General features: G+C 47.4%; 1 protein-coding gene. It reads right to left on the bottom strand.

Annotated features, from left to right (window positions below; translation table 11 throughout):
* Nucleotides 1-8: 8 nt before the first annotated feature.
* Nucleotides 9-482, bottom strand: coding sequence for an RHS repeat domain-containing protein (locus PSI9734_RS11965; RefSeq protein WP_173920673.1), 474 nt, complete (start codon nucleotides 480-482; stop codon nucleotides 9-11).
* Nucleotides 483-561: the final 79 nt, after the last annotated feature.

The following is a 561-nucleotide window of genomic DNA, read 5'->3' as shown; positions in this document are numbered from 1 at the left end:
ATCGGCAATTAAATTCCGATAGGTCCTCCGCCCCCTGATTGATAAAATATGTAGCTTGAGGATTCAGCACTTTCGCTTCCATCCACGCATTGCAGGAAAATGGCACCTGAGGCAAATACGCGAATGTAATGACTTCCGGAGCTCGGCAAATTCGTATACGAGTTCACCTGATTCTCGAAGGTTATAGCGCAGGACGTGGTATTCGTTGAAGCCCACGAAACATAAGTATTGTCGCCCACTCCAGATGCCATCATCGGCACCTCGAACTCAGTAATGACTGGACCCATTAGTTGATCCAGACGCTCATTCCCGACCGCAGTGCGATTGCCTGCCTTGTCATAGGCGTACTCGATAAACGTGGTACCATTATCGACTTCGACGAGACGTCCTTTGGAGTCGTATTTAAAGGTTGACGTCGTTTGCGCAACGGCAATGAGCGGTATAAAGAGGAGAGAAATCAAAACTAAATGACGATTGTGCATGCCTAACACTCCAATGTGATCTGTCAGGCACTCACAAAATGCAACCAACTAACAGCTCGATAATTATCCCAGACGAGCT

The organism is Pseudidiomarina piscicola (assembly GCF_902806985.1).
In the GTDB taxonomy this organism is placed as follows: Bacteria; Pseudomonadota; Gammaproteobacteria; order Enterobacterales; family Alteromonadaceae; genus Pseudidiomarina; species Pseudidiomarina piscicola.
Note: the sequence above shows the minus strand (reverse complement) of the source record. Positions and strands in the feature narration are given on the sequence as shown.